Annotated in this window: 2 protein-coding genes; both read left to right on the top strand. The window is 54.3% G+C overall.

Annotated elements, in window-relative coordinates; translation table 11 throughout:
- Positions 1 to 972 (top strand): UDP-N-acetylglucosamine diphosphorylase/glucosamine-1-phosphate N-acetyltransferase (gene glmU, locus D6694_08380; GenBank protein ID RMH42074.1); only part of this gene is annotated, 972 nt, incomplete at its 5' end.
- 2 nt (positions 973 to 974) lie between these two features.
- Positions 975 to 1528, top strand: a 554-nt coding sequence (locus D6694_08375; protein RMH42073.1) for a glutamine--fructose-6-phosphate aminotransferase, incomplete at its 3' end; no start/stop codon positions are given.

Here is a 1528-nt window from a genome sequence, read left to right as displayed (position 1 = left end):
CGCATTGTCCGCGATGGTAATGGACACGTTGAGCGCATCGTGGAACATAAGGATGCGGACGCCGAGTTACGGAAAATTTGCGAAGTGAACACCGGCATCATCACGGCGATGGCGAGCGATTTGACGCGTTGGCTTGCGCAATTGTCCAACAACAACGCCCAAGGTGAATATTATCTGACCGACGTGATTGGCATGGCAGTCGCTGAAGGCACTCCTGTGCGAACCCACACCTGCCCTGAACCGATCGAGGCGGAAGGCGTGAACAACCGAATGCAGCAGGCGGTTATTGAGCGTGCCTACCAGCGTCGCCTCGCGGAGCGTTTGATGTCCGAAGGCGTGACAGTGATTGATGCCGATCGAATCGACATTCGTGGCCAGGTGTCATGTGGCCAAGATGTCGTGATCGATGTCGGTGTCATCCTCGAGGGCAATGTCACGTTAGAAGATGGGGTTAAGATTGGCGCCTATTCTGTCGTGAGGAACACACATATCGGCGCTGGAAGCGAAATCAAGCCCCACACAGTGATCGACGGTGCGGTGATTGAGGCTAGGGTTTCCATCGGGCCGTTTGCGCGAATTCGGCCCGACACCACCGTAAAAACCGGGGCCGCGATTGGGAACTTTGTTGAGGTGAAGAAGTCAGTGGTTGGCGAAGGCTCCAAGGCAGGGCATCTTGCCTACCTTGGCGATGCGGTCATTGGACGGAACGTCAACATTGGCGCTGGGACCATCACCTGCAATTATGACGGTGCGAATAAACACCAAACAGTTTTGCAGGATGATGTCTTTGTGGGGTCTGACACACAATTGGTTGCACCAGTCACAGTGGGCGAAGGAGCAACGATCGGTGCAGGCACTACGGTCACACAGGATGTCCCGAATGGCGTTCTGGTGGTCAGCCGCGTTCGGCAAAAGCATATTGAAGGTTGGCAACGCCCAACGAAGCAAAAGAAACAAGAAGGAAGTCAATAAAAATGTGTGGAATTGTGGCAGCCATCGCGCAACGAGATGTGGCGAAAATTCTAATCGAAGGATTAAAAACGCTTGAATATCGGGGATACGACAGTGCTGGGATGGCGGTGTTGTCTTCTGAAGGTGCAATTCAACACATCCGGCGGGTCGGCAAAGTGGCCGCGTTGGCAGAAGCTGTCAAACAGCAAGCCCCCAAGGGGGGCCTTGGGATTGCGCACACCCGTTGGGCGACACACGGTCAACCAACCGAAGAAAACGCGCACCCTCACCTGTCTGAAGATCGTATTGCCATTGTGCACAACGGGATTATTGAAAACCATCACGACGTGCGGGAACGACTGAAACAGCTGGGCTACCAGTTTCAGTCGGAGACCGACACGGAAGTCATCGCCCATTTAATACACCATGAATTAAACCACGAAACAGACTTGCTGGGCGCTGTTCGACGCGCCTTATCACAACTGCAAGGGGCTTATGCCATCGCGGTAATCGATAAGACCGAGCCAAACACTTTGATTGTCGCACGCGAGGGCTCACCGCTCGTCATCGGCCTTGG

The sequence above is a fragment of the Gammaproteobacteria bacterium genome (assembly GCA_003696665.1).
Classification (GTDB): domain Bacteria; phylum Pseudomonadota; class Gammaproteobacteria; order Enterobacterales.
This window is presented reverse-complemented; position numbering and strand designations above follow the sequence as displayed.